Origin of the sequence: Nocardioides sp. YR527, from assembly GCF_900101045.1 — a bacterium.
Taxonomy (GTDB): Bacteria; Actinomycetota; Actinomycetes; order Propionibacteriales; family Nocardioidaceae; genus Nocardioides.
The window spans coordinates 320,114-336,374 of the sequence record NZ_FNFN01000005.1; the positions used below are offsets into that span (position 1 = coordinate 320,114).

13 protein-coding genes and 4 riboswitches are annotated in these 16,261 nt (G+C 70.3%); of the genes, 5 read left to right on the forward strand and 8 right to left on the reverse strand.

Going from position 1 to position 16,261, the window contains the following annotated elements:
* Positions 1-20: 20 nt before the first annotated feature.
* Together BLT25_RS17070 and BLT25_RS17075 are read right to left on the reverse strand one after the other, a co-directional pair.
* Positions 21-1,715, reverse strand: coding sequence for a ribonucleotide reductase N-terminal alpha domain-containing protein (locus BLT25_RS17070; RefSeq protein ID WP_091048291.1), 1,695 nt, complete (start codon positions 1,713-1,715; stop codon positions 21-23).
* Positions 1,715-2,713 carry a ribonucleotide-diphosphate reductase subunit beta gene (locus BLT25_RS17075; RefSeq protein WP_091048293.1) on the reverse strand — a complete coding sequence of 333 codons (999 nt, stop codon included), beginning with the start codon at positions 2,711-2,713 and terminating at the stop codon, positions 1,715-1,717. The genes BLT25_RS17070 and BLT25_RS17075 overlap by 1 nt, the downstream gene beginning before the upstream one ends.
* A 130-nt stretch (positions 2,714-2,843) precedes the next feature.
* Positions 2,844-3,059, reverse strand: a riboswitch (cobalamin riboswitch).
* Between the two features lie 89 nt (positions 3,060-3,148).
* Positions 3,149-3,332: riboswitch (cobalamin riboswitch) on the forward strand.
* A 110-nt stretch (positions 3,333-3,442) separates the two neighbouring features.
* On the opposite strand from BLT25_RS17075, the gene BLT25_RS17080 reads away from it, so the two are divergent.
* The 5 genes from BLT25_RS17080 to BLT25_RS17100 all read left to right on the forward strand — a co-directional run bounded on the left by BLT25_RS17080 (position 3,443) and on the right by BLT25_RS17100 (position 7,519).
* Entirely contained in the window at positions 3,443-4,447 is a 1,005-nt protein-coding gene (locus tag BLT25_RS17080; protein ID WP_256328665.1) for a FecCD family ABC transporter permease, read from the forward strand.
* Positions 4,444-5,280, forward strand: a complete 837-nt coding sequence (locus BLT25_RS17085; RefSeq protein ID WP_091048297.1) for an ABC transporter ATP-binding protein — start codon at positions 4,444-4,446, stop codon at positions 5,278-5,280. The genes BLT25_RS17080 and BLT25_RS17085 overlap by 4 nt, the downstream gene beginning before the upstream one ends.
* Positions 5,277-6,374: an ABC transporter substrate-binding protein gene (locus BLT25_RS17090; protein WP_091048299.1), complete on the forward strand. Its 1,098-nt coding sequence runs from the start codon at positions 5,277-5,279 to the stop codon at positions 6,372-6,374. The genes BLT25_RS17085 and BLT25_RS17090 overlap by 4 nt, the downstream gene beginning before the upstream one ends.
* Before the next feature lie 31 nt (positions 6,375-6,405).
* A riboswitch (cobalamin riboswitch) is annotated at positions 6,406-6,471 on the forward strand.
* 56 nt (positions 6,472-6,527) lie between these two features.
* Complete coding sequence (locus BLT25_RS17095; RefSeq protein ID WP_091048302.1) at positions 6,528-6,743, forward strand: CbtB domain-containing protein; 216 nt, start codon at positions 6,528-6,530, stop codon at positions 6,741-6,743.
* Entirely contained in the window at positions 6,743-7,519 is a 777-nt protein-coding gene (locus tag BLT25_RS17100; protein ID WP_091048304.1) for a CbtA family protein, read from the forward strand. The genes BLT25_RS17095 and BLT25_RS17100 overlap by 1 nt, the downstream gene beginning before the upstream one ends.
* Positions 7,520-7,536: 17 nt before the next feature.
* On the opposite strand, the gene BLT25_RS17105 is transcribed toward BLT25_RS17100, so the two are convergent.
* From BLT25_RS17105 to BLT25_RS17130, 6 genes are all read right to left on the reverse strand, one after another.
* Positions 7,537-8,187: a (2Fe-2S) ferredoxin domain-containing protein gene (locus BLT25_RS17105; RefSeq protein WP_091048306.1), complete on the reverse strand. Its 651-nt coding sequence runs from the start codon at positions 8,185-8,187 to the stop codon at positions 7,537-7,539.
* Between the two features lie 50 nt (positions 8,188-8,237).
* Positions 8,238-8,990 carry a cobalt-precorrin-6A reductase gene (locus BLT25_RS17110; protein ID WP_091048308.1) on the reverse strand — a complete coding sequence of 251 codons (753 nt, stop codon included), beginning with the start codon at positions 8,988-8,990 and terminating at the stop codon, positions 8,238-8,240.
* Positions 8,987-10,714: a cobyric acid synthase gene (locus BLT25_RS17115; RefSeq protein ID WP_256328637.1), complete on the reverse strand. Its 1,728-nt coding sequence runs from the start codon at positions 10,712-10,714 to the stop codon at positions 8,987-8,989. The genes BLT25_RS17110 and BLT25_RS17115 overlap by 4 nt, the downstream gene beginning before the upstream one ends.
* Entirely contained in the window at positions 10,711-11,496 is a 786-nt protein-coding gene (gene cobF / locus BLT25_RS17120) for a precorrin-6A synthase (deacetylating) (RefSeq protein WP_091048311.1), read from the reverse strand. The genes BLT25_RS17115 and cobF overlap by 4 nt, the downstream gene beginning before the upstream one ends.
* Positions 11,493-15,131, reverse strand: coding sequence for a cobaltochelatase subunit CobN (cobN, locus tag BLT25_RS17125; protein WP_091048313.1), 3,639 nt, complete (start codon positions 15,129-15,131; stop codon positions 11,493-11,495). Before cobN ends, cobF begins: the two co-directional genes overlap by 4 nt.
* 33 nt (positions 15,132-15,164) lie before the next feature.
* Positions 15,165-15,282, reverse strand: a riboswitch (cobalamin riboswitch).
* Positions 15,282-16,196: a winged helix-turn-helix transcriptional regulator gene (locus BLT25_RS17130; RefSeq protein WP_091048315.1), complete on the reverse strand. Its 915-nt coding sequence runs from the start codon at positions 16,194-16,196 to the stop codon at positions 15,282-15,284. Its footprint overlaps the riboswitch before it by 1 nt.
* Between the last annotated feature and the right edge of the window lie 65 nt (positions 16,197-16,261).

Genomic DNA, 16,261 nt, shown 5'->3' on the forward strand with positions numbered 1-16,261 from the left:
CTCTCGTCGAGAAAACGGGTTCAGCGGGACTGCTTGCTGGCCTGGATGCCGGCCCGCGAGCGCAGGTAGTAGAGGCTCTTGATGTTCGGGTCGAGCAGCGCGAGCTTGTGGATCTTGCTGATGTACTGAGGCGTCGCGTCGGCCTGGAAGAACAGGTTGAGCGACTGCGCCTGGTCGATGTAGACCTGTCGGTCCGAGGCCCGGGCGAGCAGGACCTCCTGGTCGATCTCGTAGCCGGTCTTGAAGACGTCCTTCTCGTGGTCGTCGAGCCAGTCCACATGAGCCACGGACCCACCGTTGTCGATGATGTCGGAGATGTGCGCCTGGTCGTAGACGCCACGCTCCTTCATCACCTCGACGAGGTTCTGGTTGGCCCGCGGCATCTCACCGGCCGAGGTGGTCTGGTTCCAGACGTTGGCGACGTACGGCTCGATGCCCTGGCTGGTGCCGCCGACGATCACCGCGGTGCTCATCGTCGGCGCGATCGCCATCAGGTGGGAGTTGCGCCGCCCGACGCACCACTCCGGGATGCCCGCGACCGAGCCCATCCACCGCGACGCGGCGTCGGCCGCTGCGGAGATGTGCTCGAAGATGTCGGTGTTGAGCGCCGCGGCCTTGTCGGACTCGAACGGCACCCGCTGCTTCTGCAGGTAGTCGTGGTAGCCCATCACACCCAGGCCCAGGCTGCGGGCCTTCTCGGTGTAGCGCACCGCCCGCTCCAGGCCGCGGATCGTACGCGCCTTGCGCAGGAACGCCTCGGCGACCGAGTCGAGGAAGACGGTCGCGACGTACGCGGTGTCCTGGTCCTTCCACTCGTCGTAGGTCGACAGGTTCAGCGAGGAGAGCACGCAGGTGTAGGAGTGGTCCTCGTCGGAGAAGAGGGTGATCTCCGAGCACAGGTTGGAGGCCTTGTTCTCCAGCCCGTTGGCCTTGTACGACTCGGTCTGGGCCGCATTGACGGTGTCGACCTTCCAGATGTAGCCCTTGCCGAGCACCACCCGGATCTTCAGCACCCGCTGGTAGCGCTCCAGAGCATCCCTGTCGCCGGCCAGCATCCGGTCGATGAACGCCTGGCTGAAGATCCAGCCGACGTTCTTGTTGGCCGGCTCGCGGAAGATCAGATCGGCGAGCTCGAAGAAGTCCGGGTGGTCCACCGGCAGGTAGCCCGCCCAGGAGCCGCGGCGGGTGGCGCCCTGGCTGATCTGGTTGGTCATCTCCACGAAGTTGCAGAAGACCGGGACCACGCCGTTGGCCTTGCCGTTGTCGCTGAACTTCGCGCCGCGCGGCCGGACGTCGCCGAGGTACGCCGAGGTGCCGAACCCGTTCTGCGACAGGATCGCGGCCTCCTTGAGGGTCTCGTAGAAGCCCCACACCGAGTCCTCCACGTAGGAGCCCTCGCACGAGACCGGCAGGCCGCGGTCGGTGCCGAGGTTGGAGAGCACCGGCGTCGACGGCGAGAGCCAGCCGTTCCAGATCGCCTCGAAGAACTTCTCGGTCCACGAGGTGCCGTCCTCACGGGCGTACATCTCGTCGGCCAGCTCGCCGGCGGTGGCGGCGATCGTCTCGTAGCGTTCGCGGACGCTCTGGCCCTCCACGGTGTACTTCGCCTTGAACATCGCGTAGCCCGCGGTGGTCATGAAGACGGGCACGACGCCCTCGGCCTGCAGCGCCTTGCGCTCGGCGGAGAGCGCCTCCCAGTTGCTGTTGCTGCCCATCAGAACTCAAACTCCGTCTCGCCGATGTTGCGGTTGTATTCGTTGCCGGTGACCTGGAAGAAGTCGTGGAACTGGGTGCCGTTGATGCCGCTGTAGAACCACTCGGCGATCGGGTTGTCCTCGACCCCGAACAGCGGCTCCATCCGCATGTTCTCCAGCGTCATGTCGACCCGGGACTTCACGAAGGCCTCCAGGTCGGCCTGGTCGATGCCGGTGATGGGCCCGTGGGCGAAGAGCATCTCCACGATCCGGGCCTCGTGGGCGTAGAGGTGCTCGGCGACGCCGCGGACGCGCTCGAACAGGTCGGAGCGCTCGGCCTCGAACTTGTCGGCCGGCACGGTGGCGGCGTACTCGTCCAGCGTGGTGTTGAACAGCCAGGCGCCGCCGGTGGCGTGCAGGTTCTCGTCGCGGGCGGAGAAGTTGATGCCGCTGATCACGTTCTGCAGCAGGTTCTTCCCGCCGGACTGGAAGTGCTTGAGGAAGGCGAAGTTGGAGTAGAGGACGCAGTTCTCCATCAGCGTGAAGACGCTCAGCGCGTAGAGCAGGTCCTCGTCGGCGATGGCCTCCCACACGAAGGCGATCCGCTCGGCCAGCACCGGGTCGTTCTTGTAGGAGTCGTAGAACTCCTCGGTGTCGATCATCAGGGTCTTGTTGAGCTTCGCGTAGAACGGCGCGTGCATGTTCAGCTCGGCGAACGAGAAGGCGTTGGTCATCATCTGGACCTCGGGCCGCGGGAAGGAGTGGAAGAGCCGGTCGCCCCACACCTCGCCGCCCAGGATCAGCTCGTAGATGGTGAACAGCTTCAGCGTCGTCTTGACCGCGGCCTGCTCGGCGTCGGTCATGTTGACCAGGAAGTCCTGCTTGTCGTTCTCGACCGGGATCTCCTCGGCCGTCCAGAAGATGCTCCGCTGCTTCTTGGCCAGGTCCTCGGCCATCGGATAGTCGAAGACGTACGCCGACTTCTCCGTGCGGATCGGTAGACCCTCGGTGTCGATCATCTTCTCTCGTGCCCCCTTCGCCCGCGGGCCTCGCGGCCCGCTCGGATGTCTCGTGCATCCGTTCCGGGGGCAGGAGAGGACAGCGTCGTACGCGCTCGATCCCCTGACCTTCCCTCGAGGTCGCGGACCCCACCATGAGGTGGGCACTGGCAGGTCTTCGGACTCGTGGGCTTCGTGCTCGGTCCTAGTGGCCGTCGCTTCCCAGGGGCATGGCTTGCTCCCAGTGCTTCGTGACGGCGGTCGTTCCCACTCACCGCTGCGGGGCAGTCCCGGACTCACACCGGGTTCCCTCTTGCCTCTCCCGCCCCGTCGCCGAGGAAGGAGAACCAGCTGCGAGGACCACTATATGCGGGAATTACACCAATGCAACTTCCTAGATCTTGTGCTTCGCTGTGTCGTCGGAAACATCCCCGGCACCGGTTCTACGACCCGTGCTAGCCTCGGCGCCGAGTCGAACGCATCCTGATGGATGCCAGGGAACTCCGGTGAGAATCCGGGACTGGCGCGCAGCGGTGAGGGCGACGGCGATGCCAGCAAGCCACTGGGGACGTGTCCCTGGGAAGGCGGCCTCGCCGGGTGAACCCGAGTCCGAAAACCTGTCGGCTCAGATGTACGTCACGGCCCTCGCGACCAGGGTCCAGAGGACCTGAGAGGCCGACCGCCGTGGAAGACCGTGCCCGTGCTCGCGCCCGCGATCGCGCCGGGAGACGACGCGTCCCGTTCCTACCGCTGGTGGCGGGGCTGCTGCTCGCCTCGGCGCTGAGCGTGGTGGCGTCCCTGGCGTTCGGGTCCGAGCACATCCCGCTCGCCGATGTGGTTGCGACGGTGACCGACCGGCTCGAGGGGGAGACCCCCGGGAGATGGGACGTGATCGTGTGGGAGCTGCGGCTGCCCCGCGCGCTGATGGCGCTCGTCGTGGGCGCCGGGCTGGCCGTCGCCGGCGCCGGCATGCAGACCCTGGTGCGCAACCCGCTGGCCGACCCGTTCCTGCTCGGCATCAGCTCCGGCGCAGCAGTGGGGGCGACGGCTGCGATCACCACCGGCGCCCTGGTCGGCTTCGGGATCTACGCGGTCTCGACCGGTGCCCTGCTCGGGGCGATCGGGGCAGCGCTGCTGGTCTGGCTGGTGGCGACCGCGCAGGGCGGACTGACCCCGATCCGGCTGGTGCTCTCCGGGGTGGTGCTCTCCTCGGGGCTCTCCGCGATCTCCTCCTTCCTGGTCTTCGCCAGCGACGACCCGCGGGCCGCCAACTCGGTGATGTTCTGGATGCTCGGCAGTGTCGGCGGCGCCAGCTGGGAGAAGCTGTGGGTGCCCGCGGTCGTCGGCCTCGTGCTCGCCGCCGGGATGCTGGCGTTGCACCGTTGGCTGGACGCGCTCGCCGCCGGGCCGGAGACCGCGGCGGCGCTCGGTGTGAACGTCGTGGCGCTGCGCGGCGCCCTGTTCGTCGGCCTCTCCGTGCTGGTCGGCGTGCTGGTCGCGGTGAGCGGCGGGATCGGGTTCGTCGGCCTGATCGTGCCGCACGCCGCCAGGCTGCTCGTCGGGGCTCGGCACCGGGTGGTGCTCCCGGTCGCGGCACTGGGTGGCGGGCTCTTCCTGCTGTGGGTCGACGTGCTCGCGCGGATGGTGGCCCGACCGCAGGAGATCCCGTTGGGGGTGGTCACCGGCGTTGTCGGTGCACCGCTCTTCCTGCTGCTGATGGGCCGCAGCCGCTATCGGTTCGGCGGCGAGCGATGAGCACCGGTCCGGTGCTGCGGCTGCGCGGGGTCGGGGCCCGTCTGGGTGAGCGTGAGGTGCTGCGCGACATCGACCTCGACGTACCTGCGGGGACCAGCCTCGGGATCGTGGGCGTGAACGGGGTGGGGAAGTCGACGCTGCTGCGCATCCTCGCCGGCGTACTGCGTCCGAGCGTGGGGCAGGCCCAGCTCGCCGACGACTCCGGTCGGCTCCAGGAGACCTCCCGGATCGGCTCGCGCGAACGCGCCCGCCGGCTGGCGTACGTCCCCCAGGAGGAGGTCGCCTCCGCCGAGCTGCTCGTCGGGGAGATGGTGGCGCTGGGCCGGGTGCCGCGCACCCGGCCGTGGTCGCGAGGTGGTCGTCAGGAGCGCGAGATCGTCCGGGCGGCGCTCGACGCCGTCGGCCTGGCCGACCGTATCGACGACCCCTGCGACCGCCTCTCCGGCGGCGAGCGGCGCCGGGCGGTGCTCGCTCGCGGCCTCGCCCAGGAGAGCCCGGTGATGCTCCTGGACGAGCCCACGAACCATCTCGACGTCGCCTGGCAGCTGCGGCTGCTGCAGACCGTCGCCGACCGGGCCGAGACCCTGGTCGCGACGATCCACGACCTCGACCTGGCGCTCCGTACCTTCGACCAGCTGGCGGTTCTGGGTCGGCCCCCGGGCAGCGACCCCGAGGCGGGTCCGGCGACCGTCGTCGCCCACGGCCCGCCTGCCGAGGTGCTCGACGCGATCAGCGTCGATCTCCACTTCGGCGTCGGCTCCGTCCAGGTGCCCCACCCGCACCTCGATCAGGCACATCTCCTCATCCACCCCCGGAAGGACCACTCGGCATGATCTCTCTCCCGACCATCCCCGTACGTCGCGGCGTCCTCGCCTGCCTCGCCGCGCTCGCGCTCGGCTCGACGATCCTCACGGCCTGCGGGACGGAGGAGACCGCCGCCGGCACCGCCGGGCAGGGCGCGATCACCGTCGAGAACTGTGGCGAGAAGGTGACCGTGGATGCGCCGGTCACCGAGCTCTACGCCTACGACGGCGGGATCATCTCCATCGCCCTGGCCGTCGGCGCCCGCGACGAGCTCGTCGCGGTCACCGGCATCGCCCGGGATCAGGAGCTGCTCGAGCTGGCCTACCCGAAGGACCGGGTCGATGAGCTGACGGTCGTCGGCGACGACTACCCGACCCTCGAGACCGTCCTCGCTCTCAAGCCGCAGATGATGTTCGCCGGCTGGAACTACGGGTTCAGCGAGTCGCGCAACCTGATCCCGGAGACCGTCGAGGAGCACGGCATCGAGACCTACCTGCTCAGTGAGTCCTGCCGCCAGGAGGACGGCGACCGCGGCACGATGGAGGCCTGGACGGCGCTGCGTACCGACCTGCTCAACATCGGTCGGCTGACCGGCCATGGCGCGGAGGCGAAGAGGGTCGCGGCCGACATCGACGCGCGCCGCGAGGCCCTGGAGAACGCGCCCAGGCCTGCGAAGGCGCCGACCGCGTTCCTCTTCGACTCCGGCACCGACGCGATCTTCACCTCCGGCTCCTTCGGCGCTCCGCAGGCCATCTTCGACACCGCTGGGGTGACCAACGCGACCGCCGACGTGGAGGACACCTGGACCGAGGTCGGCTGGGAGCGTCTCGCTGCCGCCGACCCCGACGTCATCTACTTCGTGGACTACCCCGGCCAGTCCTACGAGGAGAAGGTCAAGGTCCTCCAGGCCCACCCGGCCTCGCGCGACCTGACCGCTGTCAAGGAGCAGCGGTTCGTGAACCTGCCGTACGCGATGTGGGTCTCCGGTCCGATCAACATCGACGCCGCCGAGTGGGTCCGCCGCTCGCTCGAGCACTTCGGGCTCGCGCCCGAGTCCGGGATCGAGCCGAGGCTCGACATCGCCGATCTCACCAACCTCGTCGGCAACCAGTGGCTCCGCTGAGATCCCGCTATAGTGCACGCAACGGACATGAGGAAGCCGGTGGAACTCCGGCACAGTCGCGCTACTGTGACACCGCCTCGCGGCGGTGGAGTCAGACCCGAGTGTCCGTCCAACCCCAACGAACAGGGACGCAGGTATCCCTGAGGAGGACATATGTCTCAGCACGCTGTGGCACCCGTCGCCGGCGCCGCTCTGCCCACCATCCCGCTCCGTGAGCTCGCCCCTTGGGCGCTCTTCTTCGGTCTGCTCGGTCTTCTGGTGCTCTTCTTCATCAGCGCCGACCAGGGCGCCGTCTCGATCCCGTCCGGCACGCTCGTCCACGAGTGGGTCCACGACGGTCGTCACCTGCTCGGCTACCCCTGCCACTGATGAGTGCGCGTGCATTTCTCGTACGCGGCCTGCTAGCTGGACTCCTCGCCGGAGTCGCCACCTTCCTGGTGGCGTACTCCGTCGGTGAGCCGCAGGTCGGTGCTGCCATCGCGCTGGAGGCCGGTGCCGACGGGCACTCGCACTCCCATGCGGCCGAGGAGGCCGAGGGCGGTGAGGAAGAGGCCGCCGAGGTCTCCCGCACCAACCAGAGCACCTGGGGGCTGCTGACCGGCACCCTGGCCGTCGGCGTCGCGCTCGGGGGCATCCTCGGGCTGGTCGCCGCGGGCACGATGGGTCGTCTCGGACGGCTCACGCCGGGACAGTCGACCGCGCTCGTCACCCTGATCGGGTTCGTCGCGGTCGCGCTGGTGCCCTTCCTCAAGTACCCGGCGACCCCACCGGCGGTCGGCAGCGGAGACACCATCGGAGTCCGCACCGCGGTCTACTTCGCCTTCCAGGCGCTCTCGGTCGTTGCGGCGGTGGTCGTGACGTACGCCGCCGTGCGGCTGCGCGGGAGGCTCGGCACCTATGCGGCCGTGGTCGGCGCGATCGCTGCCTACCTGGTCGTCATGGTCGTCGCCGGGGAGCTGTTCACGACGGTCAACGAGGTCGGGGACTTCCCGGCCGACACGTTGTGGTTCTTCCGCCGGGCCTCACTGATCACGCTCGCCACGATGTGGGGCGTGCTCGGGGTGGCGCTGACCGGCCTGGTGATCAGGCTGTACGCGGCGGAGCGCGCCGTCGCGGAGCGAAAGGCCCTTGCCGCGAGCCTGTGAGCAGGCCACGAGAAGGTTCAGCAGCGGGGGAGGCGGTAGGCCTCCACGGGGCGGCCGTCGGCCAGGTGCTCACGCACGATCACCCGGGCGGCGGCCGCTTCCACGTTGCCGTACCAGACATCGTCGGGCTGGACGCTGAGCACCGGCGCCTGATTGCACGGGAACTGGCAGCCGGTGTGGGTGATCAGCAGGTCGTCGTCGCCGAGACCGGCCTCCATCGCACCCAGGATCACGGCCCTGGCGGTCTCCTCCGAGCCCTTCGCGGTGCAGCGCGGGCCGCGGCAGATCAGGACCTGGCGTACGTGGTCCGGGACCCGCTCCCAGGCGGGCGAGGTGAGTCCGGGCTCGGTGCCGGTGATCGGCCGGGGGTCATGGAACGTGAGGTGGTCGCGGGTGGTGGCCAGGCGGGGCGCGACCTGGATCTCGGGGCGGTCTCCGGAGCGTTCACGCCACCAGTGCGCAGCGATCCGGCGGAGCCAGGAGTGGCCAGGGGCGAGCGGGCCGAGGCTGACGCCGACCAGGGTGATCGTGGCGGCGCCCTCATCGGCGAGCCGGGTCAGCTCGCGGGAGAGCGACGGGTCGCCCATCTGCAGGAAGGCGAGGTCGGCGGCGTGCTCGTCGGCCCAAGCGCGCAGGTCATCGCGCCGGTCGACGTCGGTCACGGACATACCCACGAGGATTCTCGCCTGTGACAGAGGATCCGACCTTGTGAAGTCGTTCACGAGGTCGGATCCTCGGTCCTAGCGCCCGCCGACCGCAGCACCCAGGACACCGCGTCGTCGACGTCGTTGACCGTCGTGACCTCCCCGGGCCCACTGGGGCGCCGCACCACGACCACCGCGAGCCCCAGCTCAGCAGCTGCCTCCATCTTCGGCCACGTGTAGCTGCCGCCGGAGTCCTTGGTGATGAGCACGTCGCTGCGATGCTCTCGCATCAGCGCCAGCTCGCCGTCGAGGTCGTACGGCCCGCGGCTGGTCAGCAGCGTCCAGGGCTCGGGTAGATCGAGCTCCGGCCGGTCGACGACGCGGGCGAGTGCCGCGTGCCCGGCCAGTGCCGGGACGAACCGGGCGAGCTCCTGGCGGCCGACCGTGATGAACGGACGTTCCCCCAGCTCAGCGGCAAGCTCGGCGGCCTGGTCGTGGGTGTCGACGTAGGCCCAGGACGGGTCCGCCGGCCAGCCCGGCCGCTCCAGCCTGAGCAGGGGGTGGCCGGTCTGCGCACAGGCCACCACCGCGTTGGCCGACATCCCGCGCGCGAACGGATGCGTAGCGTCGACCACGGCATCGAACTGGTCGAGAGCCCCCCTCAGGCCCTCGACCCCACCGAACCCCCCGATCCGGACCTTCCCCGCCGGCAGCCGCGGCCGCGCCACCCGCCCGGCCAGCGAGGACGTGACATCCACCCCCGCCTCGACCAGCCGCGCCGCCAGATCCCGCGCCTCCCCGGTCCCGCCCAGGATCAGAAGCCTCATCGGATGATCCCCCCGCTGGTCGAGCCGCCCCCGCTGGTCGAGCCGCCCCCGCTGGTCGAGCCGCCCCCGCTGGTCGAGCCGCCTCCGCTGGTCGAGCCGCCCCCGCTGGTCGAGCCGCCTCCGCTGGTCGAGCCGACGCCCCCGCTGGTCGAGCCGCCGGAGCCGCTAGGCGGAGGCGTGTCGAGACCAACACGGTCCGCTGCCGCGCTCGAGGGCACTGTGTTGGTCTCGACACGACGTCGTTCGTCCCTCACGACGTCGGCTCGACCAGCGTTCCCCTGAGCGAGGTCGAGCAGGGCGTCGAGGTCGAGGTGCTCCTCGACGAGGTCACCGATCAGGTCGAGCCGGCGCTCACGGGCAGCCGGGAAGGAGACCTCGGACGGGGCCCGGTCGAGCGTCGCCTCGAGGAAGGCGCCGCGCAGGGCATCCCCCTCCAGACTGCCGTGCCACATCGTGCCGAAGACCTGTCCGGCTCGCGCGCCGCCCAGGAACTCGGTGACTCCGTCGCCGCGGGTGATCCGGCCGTGGTGGATCTCGTAGCCGCTCGCCTCGACCCCGAGCGCGGACCCGGTGGGCAGGCGGAGGTTCTTGATGGGGGTGAAGTCGGTGCGTACGTCGAGCAGTCCCAGCCCCTCGACCTCCGTCACGGACCCCTCTACCCCGTCGGGATCGGCGATCACGCCGCCGAGCATCTGGAAGCCACCGCAGATCCCGAGGAGCGGGCGGCCGCGGCGTACGTGCTCGACGATCGCGACGTCGAGGCCACGCGAGCGGAGCCAGGCCAGGTCGCTGATCGTGGACCGGGTGCCGGGCAGGACTACCAGGTCGGCATCGGCGACGTCAGCAGGCGAGGAGGCGAAGACGACGTCGAGGTCCGGTTCGAGGCCGAGCGCGTCGACGTCGGTGAAGTTGGAGATCCGGGGGAGGCGTACGACCGCTACCTTGCGGGTGGCACCGGCCTCCGCACGCCGCCCGTCGAGGTCGAGCGCGTCCTCGGAGTCGAGCCACAGCGACGGCTCCCAGGGCAGCACGCCGAAGACGGGACGCTCGGTGAGCGACTCCAGCGACTCGAGCCCGGGCTTCAACAACCCGAGATCACCGCGGAACTTGTTGATCACAAAACCGCTGATCAGAGCCTGGTCCTCGGGCTCGAGGAGGGCCAGGGTGCCGTACATCGCCGCGAACACCCCGCCCCGGTCGATGTCGCCGACGACCACGGTCGGCAGCCCGGCGTGCCGTGCCAGCCCCATGTTGACGTAGTCCCCGGCCCGCAGGTTGATCTCCGCCGGGCTGCCCGCTCCCTCCGCGACGATCACGTCGAAGCGAGAGGCGAGATCGTCGTACGCGGCATGGGCCGCGGTCGCCAGATGCCGGCGCCCCGCCTCCCAGTCGTGCGAGGACACCTCGCCCGCGGGATGCCCCATCAGCACGACGTGGCTGCGGCGGTCGGAGCCGGGCTTGAGCAGCACCGGGTTCATCGCCGGCTCCGGGGTGACCTGCGCGGCGCGGGCCTGCACCCACTGGGCTCGGCCGATCTCGGCCGTCGCCCCGTCATCGACTCCGGTGGTCGAGCTTGTCGAGACCACCATCGAGTTGTTGGACATGTTCTGGGCCTTGTAGGGCGCCACCTTGACGCCGCGGCGGGCGAACGCCCGGCACAGCCCGGTCGTCACGACCGACTTGCCGGCATCCGAGGTGGTGCCGGCGACCAGCAGCCCGCTCATGCTTTCGGTGCCCGCAGGAGGTAGATGTCCATGACCCACCCCGACGTCTCTCGCAACCGTGCCCGAGCCGACTCGATCGCCGGGAGCACCTCGCCGACCACCCCCGCGACCAGCTCCTCCTCACGGGTGCCGAGGTTTCCGCCCCACCAGATCCGCCAGTCCTCGAGCCCGGGGAGGTCGACGACCCGGTTGAGCATCACCACGAGGTTGTCGTGCCCGGCCTCGACGGCATCGAGCACCGCGCGGCCGGTGGTGACGTAGAGCGGGCGCCCGACGTCGTGGAGCACCAGGCGGTGGCGCGCGGCCAGCAGCTGCACCGAGGAGATCCCGGGGATCACGTCGACCTCGACGTCGAGCTGCGCGGTGATCTGGTCGACGACCCGGATCGTGGAGTCGTAGAAGGCCGGATCACCCCAGACCAGGAAGCCGACGTCGCCGGGGTTCTCGGCCAGCACGGCGAGGTAGCGATCGACCCGGGCGCGGTGCCAGTCGGCGACGGCCTTCCGGTACTCCGCGTCGGTCCCGGTGAACTCCTCGCGACGCTCGCGGGGAGCGTCGTCGACCTTCACCACTCGCGCGGGAGCGGTCAGGTGGCGGTCGAGCAGCTCCTCGCGGGCCCGCACCAGCGGATCCGGCATCCCGCCCTTGGCCGTCCCCGACTTGTCGGTGACCAGGAAGTAGTCGACCGACCGCATCGCGGTCACGGCCTCGAGGGTGACCTGGTCGGGGTCACCGGGGCCGACCCCGATGATCTTGATCCGACGCTTGCCAGAAGAACTCATTCCTCCTCCAGATCACCTTCGATGTCGAGATAGATCTCCTGCATGGCCGCGACGACCTCGGGGTCGGGCTCGGCCCACAGCCCCCGCTCGGCCGCCTCGTGCAGCCGCTCCACGATCCCGCGCAGCGCCCACGGGTTCGAGGATCGCATGAACTCCTGGTTGGTCTCGTCCAGGACGTACTCGCGGGCGAGCTTCTCGTACATCCAGTCCTGCACCACGCCGGCGGTCGCGTCGAAGCCGAAGAGGTAGTCGACGGTCGCGGCCAGCTCGAAGGCGCCCTTGTAGCCGTGGCGCTGCATCGCCGAGATCCAGCGCGGGTTGACCACGCGGGCCCGGAAGACGCGGTTGGTCTCCTCCTGCAGCGTGCGGGTCTTGATGGCGTCGGGGGAGGTGGAGTCGCCGACGTACGCCTTCGGCTCGCTGCCGGTCAGCGCGCGGACGGTGGCGACCATGCCGCCGTGGTACTGGAAGTAGTCGTCGGAGTCGGCGATGTCGTGCTCGGCGGAGTCGACGTTCTTGGCGGCGACCTTGATCCGGCGGTAGTTGGCGCGCATGTCGTCGGCCGCCGGGGCGCCGTCGAGGTCGCGGCCGTAGGCGAAACCGCCCCACGCCGTGTAGACCTCGGCGAGGTCCTGGTCGGAGCGCCAGTTGCCCGCCTCGATGACCTGCAGGATCCCGGCACCGTACGAACCCGGCTTGGAGCCGAAGATCCGGGACGTCGCGCGGCGCTGGTCGCCGTGGTCGGCGAGGTCCTCGAGGGTGTGCGCGCGGACGAAGTTGTCCTCGGCCGGCTCGTCGAGGTCGGCCACCATCCGGACCGCGTCGTCGAGCATCGAGACGACGTGCGGGAACGCGTCGCGGAAGAACCCGGAGATGCGTACGGTCACGTCGATCCGGGGCCGCCCGAGCTCCTCGAGCGAGATGACGTCGAGGTGGGTGATGCGGCGGGAGGCCTCGTCCCACTCCGGTCGCACCCCGAGCAGCGCGAGCACCTCGGCGACGTCGTCGCCGGAGGTACGCATCGCGGACGTGCCCCACACCGAGAGCCCGACCGAGGTCGGGTAGTCGCCGGTCTCGTCCAGGTAGCGCTGCAGCAGCGAGTCGGCCATCGCCTGCCCGGTCTGCCACGCCAGCCGCGACGGCACCGCGCGCGGGTCGACGGTGTAGAAGTTGCGTCCGGTGGGAAGTACGTTGACGAGCCCCCGCAGCGGCGAGCCCGACGGTCCCGCGGGGACGAAGCCGCCGTCCAGCGCGTGCAGGACGGCGGACAGCTCGTCGGTCGTCCCGTTCAGCCGCGGCACCACCTGCTCGGCGGCGAAGACGAGCACCTGCTGCACGGCGGGGTCGTCGTGGAGCGTCTCGGCGACCGCCGGGTCCCAGCCGGCCGCGTCCATCCGCTCCACCAGGCCGCGAGCCTGGGTCTCGATCTCGTCGACGGCCCGGGTGTCGGCGCCCTCCTTGAGCCCGAGCGCCGCCCGCAGCCCGGGCACGGCGCCTCCGACGCCGCCCCACACCTGCGCGGCGCGCAGGATCGAGAGCACCAGGTTGACCCGTGCCTCACCTTCCGGCGCGGCGCCGAGCACGTGCAGCCCGTCGCGGATCTGGGCGTCCTTGATCTCGCAGAGCCAGCCGTCGATGTGGAGCATGAAGTCGTCGAAGTCGTCGTCCTCGGGCCGCTCCTCCATGCCGAGGTCACGGTGGAGCTCGGCGGCCTTCATCAGCTGCCAGATCTCGCCGCGGATGGCGGGCAGCTTGGCCGGGTCCATGGAGGAGATCCGGTCGTACTCCTCCATCAGCCCTTCCAGCCGCGCGATGTCGCCGTAGGACTCAGCGCGCGCCATCGGCGGCACCAGGTGGTCGATGATCGTGGCGTGCGCACGGCGCTTCGCCTGGGCGCCCTCGCCGGGGTCGTTGACCAGGAACGGGTAGATCAGCGGCATGTTGCCGATGGCCGCATCCGGGCCGCAGGACGCCGAGAGCGCGGCGTTCTTGCCGGGCAGCCACTCCATCGAGCCATGCTTGCCGAGGTGCACGACGGCGTCGGCCCGGAAGCCGTTCTCCAGCCAGCGGTAGGCACCCAGGTAGTGGTGGCTGGGGGGAAGGTCCGGGTCGTGATAGATCGCGACCGGGTTCTCGCCGAACCCGCGCGGAGGCTGGATCAGGATGACGATGTTGCCCGCCTGGAGCGTGGCCAGGACGAGCTCGCCCTCGTCGTTGACGAACAGGTTGCCCGGCGGCGGCCCCCAGGTCTCGACCATCTGTTCCCGCAGGTCAGCAGGGAGATCCTCGGTCCAGGCGTCGTAGTCGGCCTTCGAGATCCGGACGTGGGCGTCGGTCAGCTGCGCGTTGGTCAGCCACTCCTCGTCCTGACCTCCGGCGGCGATCAGCGCGTGGATCAGCGCGTCGCCGGCAGCGGTGTCGGAGCCCTCTTCAGTCGAGCCAGCGTCGAGGATGCGTACGACCTCGTTGTCGGTGCCCAGGTCATAGCCCTCCTCGCGGAGCCGGCGCAGCATCCGGATCGCGGAGACCGGGGTGTCGAGGCCGACCGCGTTGCCGATGCGGGCGTGCTTGGTCGGGTAGGCCGACAGGACCAGGGCGAGGCGCTTGTCCTGGTTGGGCGTGTGCCGCAGGCGGGCGTGATTGACCGCGATCCTGGCCACTCGTGCCGTGCGCTCGGGATCGGCGACGTAGTGGGGGAGACCCTGCTCGTCGAGCTCCTTGAACGAGAACGGCGCGGTGATGATCCGCCCGTCGAACTCGGGGATCGCGATCTGGTTGGCCGAGTCGAGGGGCGTGACGCCGTCGTCGGAGGCCTCCCACTCCGCGCGTGAGCTGGTCAGGCACAGGCCCTGGAGCACCGGGATGTCGAGCGCCGCCATCCGCTCCACGTCCCAGGCCTCGTCCTCGCCGCCGGCGCTCGCCGAGGCGGGCACCGAGCCGCCGGCCGCGAGCACGGTCACGATCAGCGCGTCCAGGGTGCCGAGCGCCTCGTAGAGGTCGTCGGGGGCGGAGCGCAGGGAGCCCGCGAAGACGGGTACGCCGGTGGCCGTGCCGGTCGCGTCGATGGCGTCGGCCAGCGCGTGCGCGAACGCGGTGTTCCCGCTGGTCTCGTGGGCGCGGTAGTAGAGGACCCCGATCCGCGCCTTCCCGCTGGTCGAGCCGCCGGAGCCGCTAGGCGGAGGCGTGTCGAGTCCAACACGGTCGGCGAACCCCCAGGCCGGCACGATGGCAGGCGGCTCGAACCCGAACCCGGTCAGCAGGACCGTGTCGGAGAGGAACGCGTGCAGCTGGGCGAGGTTCGCCGGACCACCCTCGGCGAGATAGCGGTGGGCCTCGGCGGCGACGCCCATCGGGACGGTCGAGTGCTCCATCAGCTCGGCGCTCGGCTGCTGCTCGCCGCCGAGGACCACCACGGGGGTGCCGCGCTCCTTGACCGCGCTCAGCCCGTCCCACAGGTCGGTCGGCGAGCCGAGGAGCCGGAACACGACCAGATCGGCCTCGGCGACGACGGACTCGAGGTCGCTCGCCCGCGACGGGTTCGCCCAGGTGTAGTCGGCGCCGCTGGCACGGGCCGAGAGGAGGTCGGTGTCCGAGGTGGACAGAAGGGCGATGCGTACGCGTGCAGAGTCGGCCATGCCGAGTTCCTCCTAGGGGTTCTCGCCCCGTCGATCGGTCGGATAGCCCGCGGCCAGTGTCTGGCTGTGTCCGTGCCGGGCACGGACAACACAGTGGCGGAACCGCCCCGGACTCTCACCGGGTTCCTGCACCACGAGCGTGCTCGCAGCCTACCTCCTGGGCTGCTGCGTCCTCGGGCCGGTGGCGTCGGTGGCGGAAGTTCGTTCGTTGAGAACAGTGAGCATGTCTTCGACTGATCCGCCCGGGTCGGTGATCGGGGCCTGGACGTGCCGCACGACGCCGGCCGGGTCCAGGAGGAGCGAGACCCTCTTGAGCCGGTCAGTGCCGCCGGCGCGGAAGACCGGCAGCCGATAGGCGCCCGCGGCAACCCCGTCGGCGTCGGAGGCGAGGTCGTACGGCAGGTCTGCATGTTCCGCGAACGCGGCCAGCTGGTCGGGGCGCTGGGTGCTCACCCCGACCACGCGGGCGCCGAGCGTCGTGAAGTCGGAGTAGTGCTCGGCGTACGTCTGGCACTCCAGCGTGCAGCCCCGGGTCCCGGGGATATCGCCCCAGCCCGGGGGGTAGCCGTGGCTCTTCGGCGCATAGGCACCGGGGAAGAAGAAGGCGACGGTCCAGGTGTCCTCGCCGGTCAGGTGGAGGCGGGTGTCGCGGTGCGACGTGATCTCGACGTCCGGCGGCGTCGTGCCGAGCAGGTCCTCGAGGCGGCGCTCCTCGTCCGGTCCGGCGGTCGCGGTCAGGGTGCCATCGCCCATGACGTACCGCGTTCCCCACTCCTGGAGAGCGACCAGGACGGGCAGTAGCCCGCGGCCGCGCCCGGTCAGCTGGTAGTCGTAGCGCAGCGGGCGGTCGGTGTAGGCGTGCTTGGCCAGGACGCCGTCGGCGACGAGCGAGTTGAGCCGCTCGGTGAGCGCGCGACGGCTGAGCCCGAGCTCACGGACCAGGCCGTCGAACCGGGTCACCCCGGCGGCGCACTCGCGCACGATCAGCAGGCTCTGCCAGTCGCCGATGATTCCGAGCGCCTGCGCGATCCCGCAGTCGGCGTCGGTGAGGTCGTCGCGGCGCATCGGCGTCTCCTTGATCGGTCGGGCAATTCGGGTGGCGGTCTCGGCGCTTACATGGTTGCATATAG

Excerpts from the sequence above, each read along its gene's own strand:
- BLT25_RS17070 (WP_091048291.1), bottom strand. The coding sequence starts at position 1,715 with ATGGGCAGCAACAGCAACTGGGAGGCGCTCTCCGCCGAGCGCAAGGCG.
- BLT25_RS17075 (WP_091048293.1), bottom strand. The coding sequence starts at position 2,713 with ATGATCGACACCGAGGGTCTACCGATCCGCACGGAGAAGTCGGCGTAC.
- BLT25_RS17085 (WP_091048297.1), top strand. The coding sequence starts at position 4,444 with ATGAGCACCGGTCCGGTGCTGCGGCTGCGCGGGGTCGGGGCCCGTCTG.
- BLT25_RS17090 (WP_091048299.1), top strand. The coding sequence starts at position 5,277 with ATGATCTCTCTCCCGACCATCCCCGTACGTCGCGGCGTCCTCGCCTGC.
- BLT25_RS17095 (WP_091048302.1), top strand. The coding sequence starts at position 6,528 with ATGTCTCAGCACGCTGTGGCACCCGTCGCCGGCGCCGCTCTGCCCACC.
- BLT25_RS17100 (WP_091048304.1), top strand. The coding sequence starts at position 6,743 with ATGAGTGCGCGTGCATTTCTCGTACGCGGCCTGCTAGCTGGACTCCTC.
- BLT25_RS17105 (WP_091048306.1), bottom strand. The coding sequence starts at position 8,187 with ATGTCCGTGACCGACGTCGACCGGCGCGATGACCTGCGCGCTTGGGCC.
- BLT25_RS17110 (WP_091048308.1), bottom strand. The coding sequence starts at position 8,990 with ATGAGGCTTCTGATCCTGGGCGGGACCGGGGAGGCGCGGGATCTGGCG.
- BLT25_RS17115 (WP_256328637.1), bottom strand. The coding sequence starts at position 10,714 with ATGAGCGGGCTGCTGGTCGCCGGCACCACCTCGGATGCCGGCAAGTCG.
- cobF (WP_091048311.1), bottom strand. The coding sequence starts at position 11,496 with ATGAGTTCTTCTGGCAAGCGTCGGATCAAGATCATCGGGGTCGGCCCC.
- cobN (WP_091048313.1), bottom strand. The coding sequence starts at position 15,131 with ATGGCCGACTCTGCACGCGTACGCATCGCCCTTCTGTCCACCTCGGAC.
- BLT25_RS17130 (WP_091048315.1), bottom strand. The coding sequence starts at position 16,196 with ATGCGCCGCGACGACCTCACCGACGCCGACTGCGGGATCGCGCAGGCG.